General features: G+C 67.9%; 19 protein-coding genes and 1 tRNA gene. 10 read left to right on the top strand and 10 right to left on the bottom strand.

Annotation, left to right across the window (positions count from 1 at the left end; translation table 11 throughout):
* Window positions 1–17 precede the first annotated feature (17 nt).
* From PU630_RS04330 to PU630_RS04295, 8 genes are all read left to right on the top strand, one after another.
* Window positions 18–91 (top strand) — tRNA-Pro (locus PU630_RS04330).
* A gap of 57 nt (window positions 92–148) precedes the next feature.
* Window positions 149–913 (top strand): HAD-IIB family hydrolase, encoded by a 765-nt coding sequence (locus tag PU630_RS04325; protein WP_275279126.1) that lies wholly within the window; start codon window positions 149–151, stop codon window positions 911–913.
* 69 nt (window positions 914–982) lie between these two features.
* On the top strand, window positions 983–1,999 hold the full coding sequence (locus PU630_RS04320) for a LacI family DNA-binding transcriptional regulator (protein WP_275279125.1): 1,017 nt from the start codon (window positions 983–985) through the stop codon (window positions 1,997–1,999).
* 121 nt (window positions 2,000–2,120) lie between these two features.
* Window positions 2,121–3,458: an ABC transporter substrate-binding protein gene (locus PU630_RS04315; protein ID WP_275279124.1), complete on the top strand. Its 1,338-nt coding sequence runs from the start codon at window positions 2,121–2,123 to the stop codon at window positions 3,456–3,458.
* 60 nt (window positions 3,459–3,518) lie between these two features.
* The gene (locus tag PU630_RS04310) at window positions 3,519–4,430 is read left to right on the top strand and encodes a carbohydrate ABC transporter permease (protein ID WP_275279123.1); all 912 of its coding nucleotides are present in this window, start codon (window positions 3,519–3,521) and stop codon (window positions 4,428–4,430) included.
* Window positions 4,427–5,299: a carbohydrate ABC transporter permease gene (locus PU630_RS04305; protein ID WP_275279122.1), complete on the top strand. Its 873-nt coding sequence runs from the start codon at window positions 4,427–4,429 to the stop codon at window positions 5,297–5,299. The genes PU630_RS04310 and PU630_RS04305 overlap by 4 nt, the downstream gene beginning before the upstream one ends.
* Before the next feature lie 10 nt (window positions 5,300–5,309).
* Window positions 5,310–6,413, top strand: coding sequence for a glycoside hydrolase family 130 protein (locus PU630_RS04300; RefSeq protein WP_275279121.1), 1,104 nt, complete (start codon window positions 5,310–5,312; stop codon window positions 6,411–6,413).
* Complete coding sequence (locus PU630_RS04295; RefSeq protein WP_275279120.1) at window positions 6,413–8,107, top strand: HNH endonuclease signature motif containing protein; 1,695 nt, start codon at window positions 6,413–6,415, stop codon at window positions 8,105–8,107. The genes PU630_RS04300 and PU630_RS04295 overlap by 1 nt, the downstream gene beginning before the upstream one ends.
* 144 nt (window positions 8,108–8,251) lie before the next feature.
* Here the strand turns inward: PU630_RS04295 and PU630_RS04290 are convergent, their stop codons facing one another.
* Window positions 8,252–9,547, bottom strand: coding sequence for an alpha-hydroxy acid oxidase (locus PU630_RS04290; RefSeq protein ID WP_275279119.1), 1,296 nt, complete (start codon window positions 9,545–9,547; stop codon window positions 8,252–8,254).
* Entirely contained in the window at window positions 9,547–10,311 is a 765-nt protein-coding gene (locus PU630_RS04285; RefSeq protein WP_275279118.1) for a FadR/GntR family transcriptional regulator, read from the bottom strand. Before PU630_RS04285 ends, PU630_RS04290 begins: the two co-directional genes overlap by 1 nt.
* Window positions 10,312–10,395: 84 nt before the next feature.
* Here PU630_RS04285 and PU630_RS04280 point away from each other — a divergent pair, with 84 nt between their 5' ends.
* Window positions 10,396–11,238 carry a DUF1295 domain-containing protein gene (locus PU630_RS04280; RefSeq protein ID WP_275279117.1) on the top strand — a complete coding sequence of 281 codons (843 nt, stop codon included), beginning with the start codon at window positions 10,396–10,398 and terminating at the stop codon, window positions 11,236–11,238.
* On the opposite strand, the gene PU630_RS04275 is transcribed toward PU630_RS04280, so the two are convergent.
* The 8 genes from PU630_RS04275 to PU630_RS04240 form a co-directional block, all read right to left on the bottom strand.
* Window positions 11,239–11,874, bottom strand: a complete 636-nt coding sequence (locus PU630_RS04275; RefSeq protein ID WP_275279116.1) for a thymidine kinase — start codon at window positions 11,872–11,874, stop codon at window positions 11,239–11,241.
* Window positions 11,875–11,893: 19 nt separating this feature from the next.
* The gene (mqo, locus tag PU630_RS04270; RefSeq protein ID WP_428981993.1) at window positions 11,894–13,312 is read right to left on the bottom strand and encodes a malate dehydrogenase (quinone); all 1,419 of its coding nucleotides are present in this window, start codon (window positions 13,310–13,312) and stop codon (window positions 11,894–11,896) included.
* Window positions 13,313–13,405: 93 nt separating this feature from the next.
* A complete protein-coding gene (locus tag PU630_RS04265) occupies window positions 13,406–14,473 on the bottom strand; it encodes an aspartate-semialdehyde dehydrogenase (protein WP_275279114.1) in 1,068 nt (355 codons plus the stop codon).
* 120 nt (window positions 14,474–14,593) lie between these two features.
* A complete protein-coding gene (locus PU630_RS04260) occupies window positions 14,594–15,895 on the bottom strand; it encodes an aspartate kinase (RefSeq protein WP_275279113.1) in 1,302 nt (433 codons plus the stop codon).
* Between the two features lie 55 nt (window positions 15,896–15,950).
* Window positions 15,951–16,883, bottom strand: coding sequence for a DMT family transporter (locus tag PU630_RS04255; RefSeq protein WP_275279112.1), 933 nt, complete (start codon window positions 16,881–16,883; stop codon window positions 15,951–15,953).
* A gap of 10 nt (window positions 16,884–16,893) precedes the next feature.
* Window positions 16,894–17,487 carry a recombination mediator RecR gene (gene recR, locus PU630_RS04250; RefSeq protein ID WP_275279111.1) on the bottom strand — a complete coding sequence of 198 codons (594 nt, stop codon included), beginning with the start codon at window positions 17,485–17,487 and terminating at the stop codon, window positions 16,894–16,896.
* A 3-nt stretch (window positions 17,488–17,490) separates the two neighbouring features.
* Window positions 17,491–19,662 carry a DNA polymerase III subunit gamma and tau gene (locus PU630_RS04245; RefSeq protein ID WP_275279110.1) on the bottom strand — a complete coding sequence of 724 codons (2,172 nt, stop codon included), beginning with the start codon at window positions 19,660–19,662 and terminating at the stop codon, window positions 17,491–17,493.
* 48 nt (window positions 19,663–19,710) lie between these two features.
* Window positions 19,711–20,622 carry a LysR family transcriptional regulator gene (locus tag PU630_RS04240; RefSeq protein WP_275279109.1) on the bottom strand — a complete coding sequence of 304 codons (912 nt, stop codon included), beginning with the start codon at window positions 20,620–20,622 and terminating at the stop codon, window positions 19,711–19,713.
* Window positions 20,623–20,719: 97 nt separating this feature from the next.
* Between PU630_RS04240 and PU630_RS04235 the strand changes: the two genes are divergently transcribed.
* Window positions 20,720–21,751: an MBL fold metallo-hydrolase gene (locus tag PU630_RS04235; RefSeq protein WP_275279107.1), complete on the top strand. Its 1,032-nt coding sequence runs from the start codon at window positions 20,720–20,722 to the stop codon at window positions 21,749–21,751.
* The last annotated feature ends 40 nt before the right edge of the window (window positions 21,752–21,791 follow it).

Genomic DNA, 21,791 nt, shown 5'->3' with positions numbered 1-21,791 from the left:
GACTCGAACGGTTGCCACGGGGTGTGGCGCAGCTTGGTAGCGCGCTTCGTTCGGGACGAAGAGGCCGCAGGTTCAAATCCTGTCACCCCGACGCATTGTGGAATGGGCTCGCCTTCGGGCGGGCCCATTTCCGTACGAAAGGACACCAATGCCCGCACCGCGCCTGGTCGCGTTCGACCTCGACGACACCCTCGCGCCGTCCAAGAGCGCGATCGATCCACGCATGGGTGAGCTGCTGGTCGCCCTCGCCGAGCGGGTGGAGGTCGCGGTGATCTCCGGCGGCCAGCTGGCGCAGTTCACCACGCAGGTCGTGGACAGGTTGCCGGATGCCGCAGCAGCCGTGCGCGACAGCATCCACCTTCTGCCCACCTGCGGCACGCAGTACTACCGTCTCACCGAGAACGGAGTGCGCACGGTGTACGCCCACGCCCTCACCGACGACGAGAAGGCGCGTGCGCTGACCGCGATCGAGCAGGAGGCCCGACGCCTGGGCTACTGGGAGAGCGAGACCTGGGGACCCATCCTCGAAGACCGCGGTTCGCAGATCACGTTCTCCGCGCTGGGCCAGCAGGCGCCTCTCGAGGCCAAGAGCGCCTGGGACCCCACCGGAGCCAAGAAGAACACGCTGCGGGCGGCTGTGGCCGCTCTGCTGCCCGATCTCGAGGTGCGCAGCGGCGGCTCGACCAGCGTCGACATCACCCACCGCGGCATCGATAAAGCGTACGGCATGCGCCAGCTCGCCGAGCAGACCGGTATCACCCTCGACGACATGCTCTTCGTCGGCGACCGCCTCGACCCCGACGGCAACGACTACCCCGTGCTCGCCCTCGGCGTGCGCTGCCATGCCGTCACCGGGTGGGAAGACACCGCCGTCTACCTTGAAGACCTGATTCCGACGCTGCCCGAACGCTGACAACCCCGTTCATCCGTCGTGGCGCCTGCAGATGGTTAGATTCTTATCGGCGGATCGAGGAGGCGTCACATGGCTGCACGCGTGACCATCACTGAGGTCGCCGCGCGCGCCGGTGTCTCCATCAGCTCGGTCTCGGCCGCGCTCAACGGCCGCCCCGGAGTGTCGGACCGCACCCGCGAGAAGATCGTCGCCCTCGCTGAGGAGCTCGGCTTCGTGCCGTCGGTGCGCGGTCGCAGTCTGGCGGGCAAGCGCACATACGCCGTCGGACTGGTCGTGCACCGCGACCCCGATGTGCTCGAGCTCGACCCGTTCTTCGGCGCGTTCATCGGCGGGATCGAGTCGTACATCGACCGGTACGGCTTCGCGCTCGTGCTGCAGACGAGTTCGAGCAGGGATCAGGTGCTCGATCGTTACCGCCGACTGGCGGCGGGCCGCCGAGTCGACGGGGTCTTCCTCAACGAGCTCGAGGTCGACGACGCGCGCATCGATGTGGTCCGCGAGCTCGGCCTGCCGACCGTCGGCATCAATGCCGACGCCGACTTCCCCCTGCCGAGCGTCCGGCAGGACCACGCCGAGGGGATCCGCGACACCGTCGAGCACCTCGTCGCGCTCGGACACCGCGACATCGCATTCGTGGGCGGGCCACCGCACTACGTGCACTCGCGCCAGCGCGAGCGCGCGTGGCGCGAGAGCATCACCGCCTGCGGACTCTCGCCGCGTCGCGTCGTCCTCGGAGCCTTCACCTACGAGAGTGGTCTCGCTGCGGCGGCGCAGCTGCTCGCGGGCGACGAGCGACCCACTGCGGTCGTCTGCGCGAACGACCTGTCGGCCATGGGCTTCATCGCCCAGGCCGAGCACCTGGGCCTGTCAGTGCCCCGCGATCTGTCGGTGACCGGCTTCGACGGCATCCAGCTCGGCGCCTATCTGCGACCCTCGCTGACCACTGTGCAGACCTCGCCCAAGGCGTTGGGGGCAGAGGCCGCACGTATGCTCCTCGCTCTGCTGGACGATGTCGACGTCGCAGACACCGATATCCCCGCGGCCTCGTTCGTCGTCCGCGACTCCACCGGCCCCGCTCCGCGCTGACGCGGTTGCGCCGCGCCGGGGCGTGTGCCACACTGTTCACGCCCGCAACCGAAACGTTTTGGTTCATGCGGTTCCACGGCGGATGCGCCATTTCTGTCATCAACGAGGAAGCAGCGATCACATGGCACAGGCACAGAGGCGGTCCTTCCGCCTGACACGAGCACTGACGGCCGTGGCGGCCATCACAACGGCGGCGATCAGCCTCGCCGGATGCTCCGGCAACACATCGGACGGCACCGAGGCATCGGGCGACCCGTCGGGAGACCTTCAGATCCTGGTCTCCAGCGCAAGCGCGTCGGACGCGGCCTTCACCGCGATCTCCGACGCGTTCGAGAAGAAGTATCCCGATGTGAAGGTGACGCTCTCGACGGTGTCGAACGACAACTACCCGGCGACCAAGTCGTCGCGGCTGACGGCCGGCAATGTCGACATCATCGTCGTGAAGAACTTCGTCGAGGTCCCCGACTTCGCGTCCGACTCGACCTCCGACGACGTGCTCCTGGCCAAGTCCGGCGGCCTCGTCGACCTCACCGGCGAACCGTTCATGAAGAACTACACGCCGAGCGTTCTGGACACCCAGGCGATCGGCGGCAAGCAGTACGCCGTCCCCACGGGACTCAGCTATTCGACCGGGGTGTACTACAACAAGGCGATCTTCGACAAGTACGGGCTCGAGGTGCCGACGACCTGGTCTGAGCTGCAGAAGGTGATGAGCACGCTGAAGGACAAGGGCGTCAACCCGTTCGGGATCGGCGGCAAGGACAGCTGGCCGGCGGGTCTGGCGATGCTCGGCGCCGTCGGCAGCGCCTACCCGACCGCCGACGACAAGAACGCCCTCGTCGAAGGACTCTGGAAGAACACCGTGTCGCTCACCGACGACAAACCGTTGAGCATCCTGCAGAAGACCGAGACGATCTTCCAGAACGCGCAGCCGAACTTCGCCGGCACCGGGTACGACGACATCCCCGCCGGATTCGCGAAGGGCGACTACGCGATGACCATCGACGGCACCTGGAACGAGCCGACGATCGAGTCGGCCGTGAACGGCGCGTTCGACTTCGGCTACTTCCCGCTGCCGACCAGCGACGATGCCGCCGACAACGCGATGCTCAACGGCAAGATCGAGCTGCAGCTGGCGGTCTCCTCCGGCGCGAAGAACAAGACCGCCGCGCTCGCATGGCTCGACTTCTTCTCCGACCCGGCGAACTACAAGACGTTCCTGGAGAAGTCCGGGTTCTCATCCGCGCAGCCCGACATCGCCGCGACCCCGTTCCTGGAGTCGATCGCGAAGTACACCAGCACCTTCCAGCCGGCGTGGGACACGCTGTGGATCGCGAACAACAAGGCGGGGCAGGACGCGGTCTTCCCGTTCAACTACCCCGCGCTCGCACCACTCGGCCCTGATGACGCCTCTCAGGCCGCCGCGGCCGCGCAGAAGGCCTGGTCCGCCGCCTTCTGACCGTCCGCACGGGCGGCGGCTCCGGCATCCCGGAGTCGTCGCCCCTGACCCGGAGACCACGTGTCCACTTCGTTCCCCTTCCCGCGCCGCGGACCGGTACGCCTCAGCTTCACCGTCGGGCTGCTGGTCCTCACCGTGTTCGGTCTCGTGCCCGCCGTCGCCGTCCTGGTGGTGTCGTTCACGAACCTGCGCGGTCTCCCCTACCTGCCCGTCGACTGGGTCGGCATCGAGAACTACCTCACCTTCTTCTCCCCCGCCAAGTGGGCCGACAGCGCGAACGCGGTCGGCAACACCCTGGTGTTCGCCGTCGTCAGCACCGTCGTGCAGATCGTGCTCGCGCTGGGGACCGCGATCCTGCTCAACCGCCCGCTGCGCGGCCGGAACTTCGTCCGCGCCGTCGTGTTCATGCCGACCGTGCTCGGCGTGACGGTGACCGGGCTGATCTGGTCACTGATGTTCAACGTGAGCGGCGGGCCGGCGGCGTCGGTGCTCGGGTGGTTCGGCGGCGAATCCGCGTTCTTCGGCGACCCACACCTCGCCCTCGCGCTGGTCATCGTGGTGCAGATCTGGATGGTCGTGGGCATCTCCGTGATCATCTTCCTGTCCGGACTGCAGGCGATCCCGACCGAGCTGTACGAGGCCGCCAGCATCGACGGCGCCGGGGGGTGGAAGGCCTTCCGATTCGTCACCGTGCCGATGCTGGCTCCGTCGATCACTGCCAATGTCCTCCTGGGCATCGTCAACGCACTGCAGAGCTACCAGCTCATCTACGTGCTCACCGGCCCAAGCAACAAGGCGACGCAGGTCCTCTCGCTCCTCGTCTACGTGCAAGGCTTCGGCGGACAGTCGGGCACGACGCTCTCGCAGTCACAGGGGTACGCTGCCGCGGTCTCGATGGTCCAGTTCGCGCTGGTGGCGGTCATCAGCCTGCTCTCGCTGTGGTTCCTTCGCCGACGGGAGGCCAGACTGTGACCCTCACTCCGACCCGGACCTCACCCGTCGCGCTGCAGACGCGCGACACCCGAGTGCAGCATCGGCGGCGCCCGGCGATCGGCGGGTACGTGTGTGCGGTGATCCTGCTCATCGTCTTCCTCTTCCCGCTGCTGTACCTGCTGAACACAGCCCTCAAGAGCAACGCGGAGTTCATCGCCGATCCGGTCGGGATCGTCCGCGACCCCCAGTGGGGCAACTTCTTCGATGCGTGGCGTCAGGGCGACTTCGGCGCCTACATCCTCAACAGCGTCCTGTACACGGCCGCGGGCGCCACGATCGGAACGTTCATCTCGCTCGTGCTGGCCTTCCCCGTCTCACGCGGCTACATCCGCGGCGGCAAGCTCTGGTCGGTGCTGTTCGTCCTCGTCCTGTTCCTGCCGAACGCGTTGATCACGCAGTTCCAGCTGCTGCTGCGTCTCGGCCTCTACGACAACCGCCTCGGCTACATCCTGATGGTCGGCGTCGGAGTCGGCGTCGGTCCGTTGCTGTTCAGCGGTTTCGTCTCGTCGATCCCGCGCGAGCTCGACGAGGCCGCCGCCATCGACGGCGTCGGCTACTGGCGCTACCTGTTCGCGTTCGTCCTCCCCCTCGCCAAGCCGGCGCTCGCGACGATCTTCATCCTGCAGGCGGTGTGGATCTGGAACGAGATCATCCTCGCGACCGTGCTGCTCGCCGACCCTGCGAAGTTCCCCGTCACCGTCGGCCTGTACGCGTTCAAAGGCACGTACTCCAACCAATGGCCGCTGCTGGCGGCCGCCACATTCATCGTGGCCGCGCCGCTCATCGTCGGCTACGTGTTCATCCAGCGGTACCTCGTCAGCGGCGTCCTCGGCGCTGTCAAGGGCTGACCCATCTTCCATGAGAGATCCCCACATCGTGACATCCACTCCCCTCATCCCGTACACGCTCGAGCGGCTGGGCGTGCTCATGTCGCCGGATGCCGACAACGTCCTTGAGCAGGAGGGCGTCCTCAACCCCGCGACGGCGTGGGGTGCCGACGGCTCGCTCTACCTGTATCCGCGCCTCGTGGCCGCGGGGAACGTCTCACGCGTCGGCCGCGCCCGGGTGCTTGTCGATGACGGGGTCCCCCGCGACGTCGAGCGGCTCGGGTCCGTGCTGGAGGCCGACCGCGGTTGGGAGCACGGCGTGGCGCACGGCGGGGTCGAGGATCCGCGCATCACGTGGATCCCGTCTCTGGATCGACATGTGATGACGTATGTCGCCTTCGGCCCGCTCGGGCCTCGCCCGGCCGTAGCCATATCGCGCGACGGCGAGCAGTGGACGCGTCTCGGCCCCCTGCAGTTCGCGTACGATGACACGCTCGACACCGACCTGAACCTTTTCCCCAACAAGGACGTGGTCTTCTTCCCCGAGCCGGTGCCCGGTCCTGGGGGGGCCCTCAGTTACGCGCTGTTGCACCGTCCGATGTGGGACTTCAGCTTCGTCCGTCCCGACGAAGCGCCTCCGTTGCCGGCCGGGATCACGGACGACCGGGCGAGCGTGTGGATCTCGTACATCCCCGTCGAGGATGTCGAACGCGATCTCTCCGCCCTGGCGCGGCCTACGGGGCACCGGATGGTGGCCGGTCCCCGGTTCGATTGGGAGGCGCTGAAGATCGGCGCGGGGCCGGCACCGATCCGGGTGCCGGAGGGGTGGCTCGTGCTGCACCACGGCGTCACCGGTGAGGTAGTCGGCGGGGCCTTCGTGCCGCAGCAGAACGTGCGCTACGTCGTCGGTGCTCTTCTGTTGGATGCCGCGGACCCGTCACGCGTGCTCGCGCGTACCGAGACCCCGCTCATGGAGCCGGAGACCGGCGACGAGACGGCGGGAACCGTCGCGAACGTCGTGTTCCCCACCGCCGTCGAGCGGATCGATGGGCGCACCTTCGTCTTTTACGGCATGGCCGATTCGAAGATCGGGGTGGCCGAGCTGCACCGCGGTTCGTCGCTCAGCGCGACGTGATGGAATCGCGCCCCTCTGGCGGTGAAGCGCATCGGCTCCTCCACAAGCAGCCTCGATTCCGGACTTTCCCGAGTTGTCCACAGATATCAGAGCTGATCTGGGATTCGCCTGCTTCCAATGTCGGTGGTGGGCGGCATGATGGAAGCATGAACACGGCACCCGCGGACCTGATCGAGACCCTCACCGGTCTCGACAGCACGCTGGGTGACACCGTGCATGAATCACTCTCCGCCGACGCGGTGCGGAGCCTGTCCGACACCGAACTGCTCGAACTGACCCGAGTCACCGAAGCACTCGGCCGGCGCGTCGACGCGCTACGGATCACCACCGCCGCCGAGGTCGATGACCGCTCCCGCACCGAACTGGGGGAAGAGCGCCTCTCCGCCCGCAGTGGGTGCTCGACCGCCGCGGATCTGCTGTGCCGGGTCACCGGGATCGCGTCTGCCACCGCGCGGGCCCGGATCAGGCAGGGCCGGGCGGTCGCTGTGCGCACTACGTTGACCGGCCAGCCGCTGCCGGCCCGGTTCCCCACCGTGCGGGAAGCACTCATCGACGGGGGCATCGGGGGCGACTCGATCACCGCGATCACCAGCATTCTGAACCCGATCGCCGATCGCACCGACCCCGCCCAGTGGGCTGCGGCCGAGTACGAACTGACCGCCGCAGCCACCGGCAACAGCACCGACCAGGCACCGGCATGCACCGCCGATGAGACCCGCATCCAAGCCAAAGTCTGGGAACTGGTCCTCGACCCGGACGGGAAGCTTCCGGACGACGAACGCGCCGCCCGTAAGCGCGGGATCGTCCTCGGCCGCGAACGCGACAACATCGTCCCCATCCGCGGCGCCCTGCTCCCCGAAGTGGCCGCGCAACTGATCAAACTCAACGACGCGCACCTGAACCCCCGCGTCGAAGACCGCACCACGCCCGAGACCAGCGCGGGCGTCAGCTTCCACGAAACCAGTGACGCCGACACGCTTGGAGCCGCGGAGATCCCCGCCGACACCCGCACCCGGGCACAGAAACTGCACGACGTGTTCGCCACCATTCTCAGCGTCGCCGCCCGCTCCGCCGAAACACCCACCCTGGGCGGACTGCCACCCACCGTGCTGATCACCATCCCCGCCGACGAACTGCACAGCAAAAACGGTGTCGGATTCATCGACGGCACCGACTGCACCGTCCCCGCCTTCGTCGCCCGCCAAGCCGCCTGCTGCGGCGGCATCCAACACATGATCATCGACGACGACGGACGCATCATCGAACTCGGCTCCCCCAACCGCACCTTCACCGCCCAACAACGCCGCGCGATCATCGCCCGCGACGGCGGATGCATCATCCCCGGATGCCACATGCCCGCCACCTGGTGCGAAATCCACCACGTCATCCCCCACAGCAAAGGCGGCCCCACCCACACCGACAACGGCGTCCCCCTGTGCTGGTGGCACCACCCGCACCATCGAAACCAGCGGATGGCAAATCCGCATGGTAGACGGCCTCCCCCAGGTGCGAGCACCACGCAACCTCGACCCCACCGGCACCTGGCGACCCACCCACGGGTCCCTCCACCGAGCCCGCAACACACTCCGCCGACGGCTCAACAGCAGCAGAACGAGAGCACCCGCCACCGAACAGATGAGACGCACGTAGATCGAGCAGCTCAGACGCGGAGCGAGGAACTCACACCCAAGTAGGCCGCTCAGGTCACCCCGCACAGCCGCTTCGACCCGGTCGGGAGCCGTTTCGACGCACGAAGACCCCCACTGAGCGAAGCGAGGCGAAGTCCCGCCCAACGACCGGAGAGCCGTATGCTCCCAGGCCCTCCCACCGCACCCGAGTCAGCGGGTCGCGGCGGCCTTCGCACGCGGCGCGCGCGCCGCGATCATCGCACCGGCACCCGCGGAGCCCACGGGCGTCAGCCGCGTGAGCTGCGTCACATGCTTGGGCTCGAGTTCAGCCAGCGACGAGACGCCGAGCAGCTTCATCGTGCGCTCGATCTCGCTGCGCAGGATCTCGATCATACGGTCGACGCCCTGGCGCCCGCCCGCCATCAGGCCATAGAGGTACGCGCGTCCCACCAGCGTGAACTTCGCACCGAGAGCGATGGATGCCACGATGTCGGCCCCGTTCATGATGCCGGTGTCGACCATGACCGTGGCGTCCTTCCCCACTTCGCGCACGACCTCCGGAAGCAGCCGGAACGGGATCGGCGCCCGATCGAGCTGGCGCCCGCCATGGTTGGAGAGCACGATGCCGTCCACGCCCTTGTCGATGAGCTTCTTCGAGTCCTCGACGTTCTGCACACCCTTGATGACGATCTTGCCGGGCCACATCTCCCGGATGACCTCAAGATCGTCGTAGCTGATGGTCGGGTCCATCGCGGCATCCAGCAGCTCGCCCACGGTGCCACCCGTCGTGCTCAGCGAAGCGAACTCGAGTTTCGGCGTGGTGAGGAAGTCGATCCACCACCACGGCCGCGGGATCGCGTTGATGATCGTTCCCAGGGTCAACTGCGGCGGGATCGAGAATCCGTTGCGCTTGTCGCGCAGCCGCGCGCCCGCGACCGGGGTGTCAACCGTGAAGAACAGCGTGTCGAAGCCGGCAGCCGCAGCGCGCCTCGTGAGTCCGTACGAGATCTCGCGCTCACGCATGACATACAGCTGAAACCAGTTGCGTCCGTTCGGGTTGGTCTTCTTGACGTCTTCGATCGACGTCGTACCCAGCGTGGACAGAGTGAACGGGATGCCGGCGGCACCGGCCGCACCCGCGCCGGCGATCTCGCCCTCGGTCTGCATGAGGCGCGTGAAGCCGGTCGGCGCGATACCGAACGGCAGCGCAGACGGCCCCCCGAGGATCTCGCACGACATGTCGACGGACGGGGCGGGCTTGAGAATTCCGGGGTGGAACTCCACATCTTCGAACGCCTGCCGGGCTCGCGCGATGGACAGCTCGCCCTCGGCCGCACCGTCAGTGTAGTCGAAGGCCGCAGCCGGCGTCCGGCGCTTGGCAATGGTGCGCAGGTCGTAAATGGTCAGCGCGGCATCCAGGCGCCTCTTTCGTCCGTTGAGCTCCGGTTTCTTGAACTGCATGAGCTCGAAGATGTCGTGCAGGTTGGGGATCTGCCTGGTGACCATCAGCGGTCCTTTCCTTCTTCGGTGAGTCCGGCGTGCGCGTAGTAGCCGGTGATGTGGTCGACGACCAGACGCCGGGCCATGCTCGGATCGCCGTGTTCGAGGGCATCGATGATCTCGCGGTGCTGCGCCCGAAGCCGGGGCATGGTCTCGCCCCAGTCGGACACGCGCTCCGCTCCCTCGAGCACGTAGCCCTCGATGGATTCGCGCAGACCCACCATCATCGCCACGACGACGGCATTGCCCGCCGCCTCAGCCAGCGCCAGATGGAACTGGGCGTCCAAAGCCGAAAACTCTGCGGGAGCGAGGCCCGCGGCATCCATCGCCTCCAGCAGTCGGAGGGGCTCGGTGAGGGTCTCGGCCGCAGCCTCGGCCTGCTGGCGCGTGCGTCGCGCCTCTCCGAAGCGCGTGCCGAGCTCCCACGCCGTCGCCGATTCGAGGATCACCCGGGTACGCACGACGTCACCGATCGGAAAGCCGTGCGCTGCCACCTGCAACCGGATGAGTGCCGACATCCCGCCCACCGGCGTCGCGATGACGATAGCGCCCGCGCTCGGACCCGAGCCGGTCGCCGTGCGGATCAGTCCGAGAACATCCAGCACGCGCAGCGCCTCACGGACGCTCGACCGCCCGACGCCCAGGGTCGCAGCGAGTTCGCGCTCTGGCGGGAGGTGATCACCGGGTTTGAGGGTGCCCTCGGCCAGATCGGTCTCGATCTTCTCCAGGACGACGCGCCATGCGCGCGCGGGAACGGCCTTGTCTGCCACGCGATGCTCCTTCTGTGGTCCGACCACCATACTCCCTGTGGTCAGACCAGGCAAGCCAGGGGCTGCAGCCCCTACGCTGAGGGCGTGAACTCTCTCGGCTCCGTCCTCCTCCTCCTCGCCGGTGTCATCAGCGCGTTCTGCTGGATCGCCTCGCTCGCGACGAAAGACACCTCCTGGGTCGACCGGATCTGGTCGCTGGCGCCCATCGCGTACGTATGGACCTTCGCGATCCCCGTCATCGCGAGCGGCCATGACAGCGCACGTGTCCTCGTGATGGCGATCCTCGTCACATTTTGGGGCGCGCGTCTCACCTTCAACTTCGCGCGCAAGGGCGGCTACTCCGGCATGGAGGACTACCGGTGGGCGATCCTGCGCGGACGGATGAAGCGCTGGCAGTTCCAGATCTTCAATCTGCTCTTCATCGTGCTGTATCAGAACGTCCTGCTCGTGCTGATCACTCTTCCGGTGTGGCTGGCATCGCGGTATCCCTCCCCCGTCTCCGGGTGGGACGCGCTCTTCGCAATCGTCTTCCTGGCCGCGCTGATCATCGAGACCGTCGCCGACCAGCAGCAATGGGCGTTCCACCGACGCAAGAAGCAGGCCGGCGGTCACCTCGAGCCGGGATTCGCCGCCGGCGGCCTGTTCCGGTACAGCCGGCATCCCAACTTCTTCGGCGAACAGCTGCAGTGGTGGATGATCTACGCGATCGGCGCCACGGCCGCCGTCGCGTCGGCGCAGGGTTTCTGGGGCGGCGTGGTCAACGCGACGATCGTCGGGCCGGTGCTGCTGACAGGGCTGTTCGTCGGCTCCACGATCTTCACCGAATCGATCTCGGCATCGAAGTACCCGGCGTACCGCGACTACCAGCGCAAGACGTCGATGATCGTGCCCTGGTTTCCGCGACGCTCGGCCGCACGCACCGCCTGATCAGCCGAGGCGTCCGCCCGACTCGTGCAGGTAGCACTCCGCGCACATCGACTCGTAGGTGACGCGGTCGGCCGACAGCTCGTCGATGGCGACCTGGTCGCCGTCGAAGACGAACCGGCCACCCACCAGGCGCGCGTTGAACAGCGCCTTGCGACCACAGCGGCAGATGGTCTTGAGCTCTTCGAGCGTGTGCGCCAATTCGAGCAGCCGTCGCGAGCCGGGGAACGCCTGGGTCTGGAAGTCGGTGCGAATGCCGTAGGCGAGCACCGGCACGCCGTCGAGCACGACGATCCGCAGCAGATCGTCGACCTGCTCACGGGTGAGGAATTGCGCCTCGTCGATGAGGAGGCAGGCAACGTCGACAGAGGCGTCGGGGATGAGCGCTGCCGAGTCGCGGCGCACACGCGCGCGCTGCGCGGCGAACAGCGCACGCACATCGTCATCGGGACGGATGAGGAAATCCACCGGCCGGCTCATGCCGAGCCGGCTCGAGATGCTGTCGGCGTCTTTCGTGTCGATCACGGGCTTGGCCAGCAGCACGTGCTGCCCGCGCTCCTCGTAGTTGTACGCGGCCTGCAGAAGCGCGGTGGACTTGCCCGAATTCATCGCGCCGTAGCGGAAGTAGAGTTTGGCCACCGGACGATTCTACGGTCGCCTAGGCGCCGATCTTCAGCTCCGCCGCCGTGCGATCGATGGTCGTCTCGGCCAGCACCGGCTGGTCGTTGAGTGTCTGCCCGTAGGTCGGGATCAACTCGCGGATCTTGCTCTCCCACGACGGGAACTGCTGCGGGAAGCACGTCTTCATGAGGTTGAGCATGATCGGCACGGCCGTCGACGCGCCCGGCGAGGCGCCCAGAAGGCCCGCGATCGAGCCGTCGGAGTGGGCGACGACCTCGGTGCCGAACTTGAGCTGGCCATTGTGCATCACCTGCGCGCGCTGGCCTGCCTGCAGCAGCCTCCAGTCGGCGTCCTCAGCCCCCGGGAACAGCTCGCGCAGGTCATCCACCTTGCGGTGATGGTTCTTCGCGAGTTCGCTGACCAGGTAGCGGATCAGGTCGAAGTTCGTGAACGCGACCTTGAGCATGCTGAAGAGGTTCGAGAAGCGGACCTGGGTGACGATGTCCCACATGGACCCGTTCTTGAGGAACTTCGGGCTGAATGTCGCGAACGGACCGAAGAGGACGGATGCCTCACCGTCGACCACACGCGTATCCAGGTGCGGCACCGACATGGGCGGTGCACCCACGGTCGCCTTCGAGTACACCTTCGCGTGGTGCTGCGCGACGATCTTCTGATCGCGGGTCTCCAGCCACTGCCCACCGATCGGGAAGCAGCCGTAACCCTTGATCTCGGGAATGCCCGACTTCTGCAGGAGCTTGAGCGCCCAGCCCCCCGCACCGACGAAGACGAACCGCGCATTGATGCGCCCCGGTGCACGCCCGATAGTGCGACGGTACTTGACCTGCCAGGTGCCGTCCGCGCGTCGCTTCAGGTTGCGCACCTCGGTGTTCGTCCGCACATCCACCCCGGCCTCACTCAAGTGCCCGAAGAGCTGCCGGGTCAGCGCACCGAAATCGACGTCGGTACCGCCGGTCACTCGGGTGGCCGCGAACGGCTCGTCGGCCTTCAGCCGCTTGTTCATGAGCAACGGCGCCCACTGGTTGATGACCCGCGAGTCCTCGCTGTACTCCATGTCGGCGAACAGCGTCTGCTGGGTCAGCAGCTCGTGACGCCTCTTGAGGAAGTCGACGTTCTTCTCACCGCGAACGAACGTCATGTGCGGCGTGGGGTTGATGAAGGTGTCGGGAGCGCGCAGGATGCCGCGGTCTACCAGGCTCGACCAGAACTGCCGGCTCAGCTGGAACTGCTCGTTGATCGAGATCGCCTTGCTGATGTCGATGGTGCCGTCGGCGCTCTCCGGGGTGTAGTTGAGCTCGCAGAGGGCCGAATGACCTGTGCCGGCGTTGTTGAACGCGTTTGAGCTCTCTTCGGCGACCTCGCTGAGCCGCTCGATGGCGGTGATCTTCCAGTCCGGCTGCAGCTCGTGGAGGAAAGCACCCAGGGTGGCACTCATGATGCCCCCACCGATCAGTACGACATCGACGGTTTCAGTCACGGTTGTCCAGTCTACGTGTCACAGCGGCGTGGCCCGTTCAGGGGCGCAGCGTCAGGCCGCGGCGGTGATGCGCGCGGCGACGAGCTCGGCGATCTGCACCGCGTTCAGCGCCGCTCCCTTGCGCAGGTTGTCGTTGCTGATGAACAGCACGAGGCCCCTGCCCTCGGGCGCGGACTGATCGGCGCGGATGCGCCCGACGAAGCTCGGGTCTTTGCCGGCGGCCTGCAACGGGGTGGGCACCTCATCGAGAACCACGCCGGGAGCGGATGCCAGGACCTCGCGTGCCCGCTCGGGGGTGATGTCGTGCGCGAACTCGACATTGATCGACAGCGAGTGACCGGTGAAGACCGGCACGCGCACGCAAGTGCCCGCCACTCGGAGATCGGGCAGCTCGAGGATCTTCCGACTCTCGTTGCGCAGCTTCTTCTCCTCATCGGTCTCGTTGTCGCCGTCGTCGACGAGATTGCCGGCGAACGGGATGACGTCGAACGCGATCGGGGCGACGTACTTCTCAGGTTCGGGGAAATCCACCGCTCCGCCGTCGTGCACGAGGGCGATGGTGTTCTGTGCGACCGCGGCCTGAGCCTGGCCCAGCAGCTCTTCGGCGCCCGCGAGGCCCGAGCCCGAGACCGCCTGGTACGTGCTCACGATGAGCCGCTCGAGACCGGCTGCGGCATCCAACGCCTTCAGCACCGGCATCGCTGCCATCGTCGTGCAGTTCGGGTTGGCGATGATGCCCTTCTCCGCCTCGGCGATGGCGTGCGGGTTCACCTCGCTGACGATGAGAGGCACCTCGGGATCCATGCGCCACGCGCTGGAATTGTCGATCACGACGGCGCCGGCCTCGGCGAAGCGCGGCGCGTGCGCGCGGCTGCCTGTCGCACCCGCCGAGAAGAGCGCGATGTCGATGCCGGCGGGGTCAGCGGTCGCGATGTCTTCGACGACGACCGTCTGACCGCCGAACTCGATGGCGCGACCGGCGGAGCGCGCCGTGGCGAACAGGCGCAGCTCACGCACCGGGAACGACCGCTCCGCGAGGATCTCACGCATGACGGCGCCCACTTGACCGGTGGCGCCGACGACGGCGATGGAAAGTCCTGAATCAGAGATGCGGGTCATGCACGTTCCTCGATGACGGGCGCGTCGGTCCTTGCGGAGCGCACGCGCGCCCGCCGGGATGCGACGTCGCAGGGGTTTCGCCGAGTCTACCGGCGCGGCGCCGGGCGGTCGAACGAGACGTCAGCGCCCCGTGCCCGCATAGATCGTGGCATCCACATCGCCGTCCAAGCCGAAGGCGGTGTGCACGGCACGTGCGGCATCGGCGAGGTCGTCGCCGCGCAGCACGACCGAGATGCGGATCTCCGACGTGGAGATCATCTCGATGTTGATGCCGGCGGCGCTCAGCGCCTCGAACAGGGTCGCCGACACCCCCGAGTTCGTCCGCATGCCCGCGCCGACGACCGACAGCTTGCCGATCTGGTCGTCATGCACGAGGCTCGCGAAGCCGACATCGTCCTGTTCGACGGCCAGCGAGCGAAGAGCGAGCGAGGCATCCGACTTGGGAAGGGTGAAGGAGATATCGGTGCGACCGGTGGTGGCCGCCGAGATGTTCTGCACGATCATGTCGACGTTCGCGCCCGACTTGGCCACGATCTTGAAGATCTCGGCGGCCTTGCCGGGGATGTCGGGAACCCCGAGGACGGTGATCTTCGCCTGGCTGAGGTCGGTCGCGACGCCGGCGACGACGGGCTCTTCCATGTGCTCTCCCTTTAGCTGCGGGAACAAGGTGGACAGCTCTTCGCGCCGGGCCTCGTCGATGACGAGGGTGCCCTCTGCGGAGCTGAAGGTGGAACGCGCGTGGATGAGCACGCCGTGGCGGCGCGCATATTCCACCGCGCGGATGTAGAGGACCTTGGCGCCGTTGGCAGCGAGCTCGAGCATCTCCTCGCTGGAGATGACGTCGAGCTTGCGCGCCTTGGGGATGACGCGCGGATCTGCCGTGAAGATGCCGTCGACATCGCTGTAGATCTCGCAGACGTCGGCGTCGAGCGCTGCGGCCAGTGCGACCGCCGTCGTATCGGAGCCACCGCGGCCGAGCGTGGTGATGTCGCGCGTGTCACGGTTGAATCCCTGGAAGCCCGCAACGATGACGATCGCGCCCTCGTCGAGCGCCTCGCGCAACCGCACCGGAGTGACGTCGACGATGCGGGCGGCGCCGTGGTGCGCATCGGTGATCATCCCGGCTTGGCTGCCGGTGAACGAACGTGCTTCGAAGCCCATCGAGTGGATAGCCATCGCCAACAGCGCCATCGAGATGCGCTCACCGCTGGACAGCAGCATGTCGAGCTCGCGAGGAGCCGGAATCGGCGCGACCTCGGCGGCGAGATCGAGCAGTTCGTCGGTGGTGTCGCCCATCGCGCTGACCGCGACGACGACATCGTGCCCGGCACGGCGGGCATCGACGATCCGCTTGGCCACCCGCTTGATGCTTGCGGCATCGGCGACGGACGATCCGCCGTACTTCTGGACGATGAGCGCCACGAACCAACTCCCGGACTGCGTTCAGGGACACGGATGCCGCGCCCGACACCCCATTCTACGGACCGGCCACCGGCGGCTCGACGCGTGTGACATCGCCCGGCACGGGTGCCGCGGGCGCGCGTACACGACCGCCCGTCGCCGCCAGCCAGCACCCCACCAGTACGAGTGGAAAGCCGATCAGCAGCCACGGCGAGAGATGCTCCCCCAGGATGACGACACCCAGGGCGATGGCCACGACCGGGTTCACATAGGTGAAAAGCGGCGCCGTGACCGGCCCGACCTCGGCGATGAGAGCGAAGAACACCACGAACGCCACGGCGGTGCACAGCAGCGCGAGGGCCGCCAGCGCGGCGATGCTGCGCCCCGTCGGCACGGTGTGCGAGGTCATCGCGGCGAAGGGGAGGTAGACCAGCCCCACGAAGACCAGCGCGAGGGTGATGGGCCCCAGCGAGGGCACGTCGTGCAGCTTGGCCGTCACGATGAACGGCGCGATGGCATACAGCAGCGCCGTGAGCAGAACCTCGCCCACCGCGACGAAGGTGGACGCGGCATCTGTCACCGCCAGCCCCTGCCCGGCGACGATCACCGCCACTCCCCCGAAACCCACGAGCAGGCCGATGATGCGCAGCGGGCTGACGCTGCGGTGAGTGCCGATGGTGAAGCCGATGATCGTCGCCCACAGCGGCACCGTCGACACGAGCAGCCCGGTGAGTCCGGAGGGGATCGTGCGCTCGGCGTCGCTGAGCAGGAAGAACGGACCGCCCATCTCGATCGCTCCGAACGCGAGAACCCACGGCCACCGACGCAGCGCGGGGCCGAGCGCCTTTCGATGCAGGGCGATCGGCAGAAGGATCAGCGCACCGCCGAGCGTTCGCCCGCTGACGACAGCCGCCGGCGAGAACGACGTGACCGCCTCGCTGATGAACAGATAAGGCACGCCCCACAGGACGGCCATGGCGGCGAACAGCCACCAGCCCTTTGCACTCACCAGTGAATTGTCACACCGACCTCCGACCCTCGAACGCACGACCGAGGGTGACTTCGTCGGCGTACTCGAGATCGCCGCCCACGGGCAGGCCCGATGCCAGCCGCGTCACGCTGATCTGCAGGGTGTGCAGCAGCCGCGAAAGATAGGTGGCGGTCGCCTCCCCTTCGAGGTTCGGGTTGGTCGCGAGGATGACCTCTTGCACAGTGCCGTCGGCCAGCCGCTGCATCAGCTGCGCGACGCGCAGATCGTCGGGACCGATGCCGGCGATCGGACTGATCGCGCCGCCGAGCACGTGGTAGAGGCCCCGGAACTCACGGGTGCGCTCGATTGCGGCGACGTCTTTCGCGTCCTCCACGACACAGATCACCGTCTGGTTGCGGCGCGGGTCGCGACAGATCGCACAGCGATCCTGCTCGGAGACGTTGCCGCAGATCTCACAGAAGCGAACCCTCTCGCGCACCTCGCCAAGCAGCTGGGCCAGCTTCGAGACGTCGAAGCCCGGCGTCTGCAGGATGTGGAACGCGATGCGCTGAGCCGACTTCGGGCCGATCCCCGGAAGGCGGCCGAACTCATCGATCAGGTCTTGGACGATGCCGTCGTACATGGGTTAGTGGAACCTCGTGGCTGACTCGTAGGGCTCTTCACGGACGAAACGCGCACCGAGCACCTGCCGGACGACGGCTTCGCCGACCCGCTCGATACCGTCATCACGCATCGTCGCGGTCGGAGCGATCGGCGCTGCCATGACCGGTACGCCCGACTCGGGGACGTCGAGGTCTTCTTCCTCGTCGCCGTCAGCGTCGTCGGCCGAAGGCGACATGTCCTCGCGAGGCAGCACATCGCCCTCGCGTGAGCGCGCGAGCGTCGAGACGCGCGACGGGGTGGATGCCGCTTCCTCAGGATCTTCGTCGACGGCGAGTGCACCGCCAGGCGCCGCATCCGGATCGGCGGGGATCGGCGCCACTGCCCAGTCGGTGACCGGTGCCGCGGGCGCGGCGGAAGGCGCGGACCGGGGAGCGCCGGCGGGCGCGGCCGGACCGACCGGGTCGGGGTCGTCGTCGGGCGCAGGACCGTCGCCGGGGGCGGGATGCCGCGGCCCGGGCTGCCCGCCGCCGTGACGCGCAATGTACTTGACGCGCACTCCGAGCACGGCCTGGATGGCCTGGCGGAGATCTTCACTGGGGCCGGCGCCAGCCTGCAGCTTCTTGAACTTCGCAACGTCGGCAGCACTCATGAAGTTCAGCGTGAGCACGTCATCAGCGAAGGCCACCGGCTGCGCGGCGGTTGCCACCAGCCACGACGAACGGCTCGCGCTCTCGAGATGCCGCAGGATGTCGGGCCACGATTCCTGCACCCGATCGAGAGTGACCGGCCCGGGGGGAACGGGGGTCGGCATCGGCTCCGGAGCCGGCTCGGGCGTGGGCATCGGATTCGGCTCCGGAGCAGGCTCCGGCGTGGGCATCGGGCTCGGCTCCGGAGCAGGCTCCGGCGTCGGATTCGGCTCGGGCGAGGGAACCGGAGAGGGCTCCGGCGTCGGCGCAGGGCTCGGTTCGGGCGTCGGAACAGGTGCCGGCGTCGTTTCGACACGCGTCTGCGGCGCTCGCTCGACGACCGGCGACCGTGGCGCTTGCTCGACGACCGGACGTCGTGGCGCTTGCTCGGGGGCCTGAGCCGGTGCACCGCCGCGGGCGAGCACGCGCGCGATCATGAGCTCGAGCTGCAACCGCGGCGAGGTGGCTCCGCTCATCTCGTCAAGCGCCGAGACGACGATGTCGGCGGTGCGCGACAGCCGCTCGACGCCGAATGCCCCGGCCTGCTGCCCCATGCGGGCGAGTTCGTCGCCCGGAACGCCCCGCAGCACGGCGGCGGCGCCCTCCCCTGTTGCGGCGACGACGATGAGATCGCGCAGCCGTTCGAGCAGGTCGTCGACGAACCGGCGCGGGTCCTGCCCGGTCTGCACGACGCGGTCGACCGCGGAGAAGGCGGCTGCGGCGTCGTGTCCCGCGAAAGCGTCCACGACCTCGTCGAGCAACTCCGCCGGTGTGTAGCCGAGCAGCGCGACAGCACGCGCATAGGTGACCGTCGACTCTTCGGAACCGGCGATCAGCTGATCGAGCACCGACAGCGTGTCACGAGGAGAACCGCCCCCGGCGCGCACGACCAACGGCAGCACGCCCTGCTCGACCTTCACGCCTTCTTGTGCACACAACTGCTCGACGTACTCGAGCATGGCCGCGGGGGCCACCAGACGGAACGGATAGTGGTGTGTGCGCGAGCGGATGGTGCCGATGACCTTCTCTGGCTCGGTCGTGGCGAAGATGAACTTGACGTGCTCGGGCGGCTCTTCGACGAGTTTGAGCAGCGCGTTGAACCCCTGCGGTGTCACCATGTGGGCCTCGTCGAGGATGAAGATCTTGAACCGGTCACGCGCCGGCGCGAACACCGCGCGCTCGCGCAGGTCACGGGCGTCGTCTACACCGTTGTGCGATGCCGCGTCGATCTCGACGACGTCGAGCGATCCCCCGCCGCCACGGCCGAGCTCGATGCAGCTGTCGCACGTGCCGCACGGCGTGTCGGTGGGACCCTCGGCGCAGTTCAGGCAGCGCGCGAGGATGCGCGCGGAGGTCGTCTTGCCGCACCCGCGCGGGCCCGAGAACAGGTAGGCGTGGCCGACCCGATCGGCACGCAGCGCGGTCATCAACGGATCGGTGACCTGCGCTTGCCCGATCATCTCCGCGAACGTCTCGGGCCGGTAGCGGCGGTACAGGGCTGTGGTCACCGTTCCAGCCTACGTGGTGCCTCCGACAGCCGCACTGCGGAGGCTGCCTCACCCGAACGAGGACCGCAGCTCGTCCGTGCTCAACAGCTTCTCCACCGCCAGAAGGCGGGCCGTGGGCTGCTGACCGCGCGGCAGTGCCAGCACGATCTCATTAGCGGAGACCTCGTCGTCAATGCGCAGATACGCGACCCGGCCACCGTCGAATGTCTCGGTGCTGGTCGGGCGTCCGCTGAACACGGAGTACCCGAGGCCGCGCGCCACCATTGCGCGCACCGTCTCAGGGTTCGCGAACGACCATCCCTGCCGCGTCGTCACGCCCGCCTCGGCGATCACGGTCTCGATCGCGCGGCGAGAGCCCGCGGAGTGCACCAGGATCAGCGGCTCATCGGCGAGCTCCCGCAGCGACGCCGAGTCGCGGCCCGCGAGCCGGTGATCGGCCGCGACGACGATGTACGGCTGGATCGTGTGGATCGTGCGACCGGCCAGTTCAGGGTCGAGTTGACGCCGATAGAGCAGACAGGCGTCGGCCTCGCCCCGCAGTACCAGTCCCTGCACGCCGGCCGCGAGTCCGTCGGTGAGCTCCAGCGTCACGCGCGGATACGTCTGTGCGCACGCCGCCGCCAGTACCGGGAGCACGCGGGGGGACAGCGCCGAGGTGCACGCTATCCGCAGCGGGCCGGCGACCTCGTCGTGCTCGGAGCGGGCGAGTTCTTCGAGTTCTGCGACGTCGCCGAGGATCCGCCGCGCCACGCCGAGCACGCGTGACCCGCTGGGCGTCAAGGTCACACCCTTTGCGGTACGGCGAACGAACAGCTGCACGGCCAGGCTCTTCTCCAGCTCGCGCAGCGCGGTCGAGACCGCCGCCTGCGACGCCGAGCTGCGTTCGGCCCCGCCGCTGACAGTACCGGCCTCCGCCGTCGCGACGAAGTACTCGAGCTGTCGTATCGTCGTGGCTAGCATAAAGCGATCTTATGCTTTGCTTCGACTTTTTCAGCTTTACAGATGCATTGCGGCGCGCGGATCCTGGGGAGAAGGAACAGCGAGCAAGGAGGCTCCCGTGACACACATCGTCACCCTCGGCACCGCGGGTGGACCGCGCTGGTGGACGCCGGCACAGGCCGAGCCCCGATTCGGAATCGCCACCGCGGTGGTCGTCGGGGACCGCAGCTACCTCGTGGACGCCGGCCTGGGCGCCGGTCGACAGTTCACCCGTGCCGGGCTCACGATCGATGGCCTGGGCGGAGTGTTCCTCACCCACCTGCACTCCGACCACACGACCGACCTCGCGAACATCGCACTGTTCGGCATGTTCGGCCTGAGTGCGGATGCGGCACCCATCCCGATCCTCGGGCCGGGTGACCGTGGCGCACTCCCCCCGCTTTCACCGCGCGCGGCGAGAGCCCCGCGGCCGGTCGCCCCGCACCTGCCCACGCCGGGCACCCGCGACGTCTTCCGCCTTCTCATGGAGGCGCACGCGACCGACCTGAACGACCGCGTGCTCGACGCGCTGCGCCCGTCGCCCTTCGACCTCTTCGCCGCGCGCGACATCGAGGTGCCGGCCTCCTCCGGCTACCATCCGAACGAGCGGCCCACGCCTGCCATGAAGCCCTTCACCGTCTTCGAGGACGATCGGGTCCGCGTCGACGCGATCCTGGTCGAGCACCCGCCGATCGCCCCGGCGTTCGGGTACCGGTTCACGACCGACGAGGGATCGGTGGCGATCTCGGGCGACACCGCGAAGACCGAGAACATGGTGCGGCTGGCCGAGGACGTCGACCTGCTCCTGCACGAGGCGATCAGCTTCGACTGGGTCGAGCAGACCTACGGGGACCCGCAGAACGACACCGCGCGCGCCTCTCACGACCACCACCACAAGTCGCACACGAGCGTCGTGGAGGCCGCCGAGATCGCCGCGGCCGCCGGCGCCCGCTCGCTCGCCGTCCACCACCTCGTGCCCGGAAGCCTCGACACCGCCGCGTGGCATCGCGCCGCGCTCCGTGCGGAGGCCGCAACCGGCACTCCCGTTCTCGTGCCCGACGACCTCGAGCGACTCAGCTTCGCGCGGGCCGCTCAGCGTCTGACCGCCTGATCCGCCGCGCCGCGGCATCCCCCACTGTCCAACCCTGCAA

Source organism: Microbacterium horticulturae, assembly GCF_029094505.1.
Classification (GTDB): Bacteria; Actinomycetota; Actinomycetes; order Actinomycetales; family Microbacteriaceae; genus Microbacterium; species Microbacterium horticulturae.
This window is presented reverse-complemented; position numbering and strand designations above follow the sequence as displayed.

What these genes read in the sequence shown, in the direction of transcription:
- PU630_RS04295 (WP_275279120.1), top strand. Translation starts at nt 6,413, where the DNA reads ATGGAATCGCGCCCCTCTGGCGGTGAAGCGCATCGGCTCCTCCACAAG.
- PU630_RS04300 (WP_275279121.1), top strand. Translation starts at nt 5,310, where the DNA reads ATGAGAGATCCCCACATCGTGACATCCACTCCCCTCATCCCGTACACG.
- PU630_RS04290 (WP_275279119.1), bottom strand. Translation starts at nt 9,547, where the DNA reads ATGGTCACCAGGCAGATCCCCAACCTGCACGACATCTTCGAGCTCATG.
- mqo (WP_428981993.1), bottom strand. Translation starts at nt 13,312, where the DNA reads ATGAGTGCCACCCTGGGTGCTTTCCTCCACGAGCTGCAGCCGGACTGG.
- PU630_RS04315 (WP_275279124.1), top strand. Translation starts at nt 2,121, where the DNA reads ATGGCACAGGCACAGAGGCGGTCCTTCCGCCTGACACGAGCACTGACG.
- PU630_RS04265 (WP_275279114.1), bottom strand. Translation starts at nt 14,473, where the DNA reads ATGACCCGCATCTCTGATTCAGGACTTTCCATCGCCGTCGTCGGCGCC.
- PU630_RS04240 (WP_275279109.1), bottom strand. Translation starts at nt 20,622, where the DNA reads ATGCTAGCCACGACGATACGACAGCTCGAGTACTTCGTCGCGACGGCG.
- PU630_RS04320 (WP_275279125.1), top strand. Translation starts at nt 983, where the DNA reads ATGGCTGCACGCGTGACCATCACTGAGGTCGCCGCGCGCGCCGGTGTC.
- recR (WP_275279111.1), bottom strand. Translation starts at nt 17,487, where the DNA reads ATGTACGACGGCATCGTCCAAGACCTGATCGATGAGTTCGGCCGCCTT.
- PU630_RS04325 (WP_275279126.1), top strand. Translation starts at nt 149, where the DNA reads ATGCCCGCACCGCGCCTGGTCGCGTTCGACCTCGACGACACCCTCGCG.